2 protein-coding genes are annotated in these 1,336 nt (G+C 76.5%); one reads left to right on the top strand and one right to left on the bottom strand.

Annotation, left to right across the window (positions count from 1 at the left end; genetic code table 11):
- Positions 1–303: 303 nt before the first annotated feature.
- On the top strand, positions 304–1,080 hold the full coding sequence (locus tag ABZ641_RS37750; protein ID WP_344624762.1) for a DUF2785 domain-containing protein: 777 nt from the start codon (positions 304–306) through the stop codon (positions 1,078–1,080).
- 59 nt (positions 1,081–1,139) lie between these two features.
- Here the strand turns inward: ABZ641_RS37750 and ABZ641_RS37745 are convergent.
- The coding region (locus ABZ641_RS37745) for a GNAT family protein (protein WP_359989132.1) at positions 1,140–1,336 on the bottom strand (197 nt) is incomplete at its 5' end.

The raw sequence follows: 1,336 nt of genomic DNA, 5'->3' as shown, positions 1-1,336 counted from the left end.
GTGGCCGCCGACGCCCGGCCCCGGGGTGAACCGGAGGTAGCCGAAGGGCTTGGTGGAGGCCGCGTCGATGGCCTCCCACACACCGGCAACCACGACTCCCGGTCGGAGGGTCTGAGGGGCTTTCGACGATATCCGCCGACCCGCCGACCGCCCGCAGGACACCCCGGCCGACCGGCCCGCCGACGGACCGTCATCCGCTCGGCCCAGAACGGGCAGTGGGCGCGGCGGTCGGTGGTGCGGGGATCGGGCGACCCGCCGATCGGCGGGTCCGGAGCCCCGCCCTCCTCCCCTAGCATCGGCCGGGTGACCAGGTGGCGGCCCTTCCTCGACGACGACACCCTCCGGCCCGGACCGGAGCTGGTCGCCGCGCTCAGCGCCGACCTGCGCTCACCCGACCCGGCGGTCCGCGACGAACAGGCCTACGTCCTGCTGCACCGCTGGATACCGCGGCTGCCCGCCGCAGAACGCCACCGCCTCGGCGACGAGATGGCGGACCGCTTCACCGACCCGGAGATCCAGGCCCGCACCTTCGCCCCGCTCGTCCTCGCCCGGCTCGTCCGCCTGGGCGACCACGACCCGGCCTGGCAGCGCGCCTTCGACACCTGGTACCGCACCGAACCCGACCTGCGCGGCCACGACCCCGAACTCGGCTGGCTGCACGCGGTCGCGCACGGCGCCGACCTGCTCGGCGCCCTCGGCCGCAGCCCGCACACCGAGCCCGCCGACCTGCTGGACCTGGCCTGCGCCCGGCTGCTCGCCCCCACCGAGCACCTCTTCGACGCCATGGAGGACGACCGGCTGGGCCTCGCGATCGCCCTCACCCTGACCCGCCCGGAACTGACCCGGTGCCAGTCCGTCGACTGGCTGGCCCCCGTCGCCGCCGACTTCGCCGCCGGCCGGCCCGGACCCGTCCCGGCGCACGCCTCCAACACCATGCGGACGCTGCGGGTGCTCCACCTGCTCGCCGTCCGCGGTGTCCGGCCCGCCCCGGACGCCGCCGCCGTCCCGCTCACCCACGCCGGGGCCGTCGCCGAGGCGGTCGCCGCGACCCTCGCGCTGCCGTCCCCGTACGCGGGCTGACCGGCCGCCGCCCGGCCTCCGACCGGCCGCCTCAGTCGTTGGGCCTCAGTCGTTGGGCCTCAGTCGGTCGGCAGCGGGCGGTCGTGGAGGAGCTTCTGGAACAGCACGTGGTCGCGCCAGGCGCCGTCGAGGAAGAGCAGGCCGCGGGCCGTGCCGATCCGTTCGAAGCCGCACTTCTCCAGCACCCGCTGCGAGGCGAGGTTGGCGGCGGCCGCGCCGGCCTCCAGGCGGTGCAGGCCGAGCTCGGTGTCCGCGG

The organism is Kitasatospora sp. NPDC007106 (genome assembly GCF_040634455.1).
Lineage (GTDB): Bacteria > Actinomycetota > Actinomycetes > Streptomycetales > Streptomycetaceae > Kitasatospora > Kitasatospora arboriphila.
The sequence above is the reverse complement of the archived record's forward strand: the minus strand, read 5'-3'. Positions and strand labels throughout refer to the sequence as shown.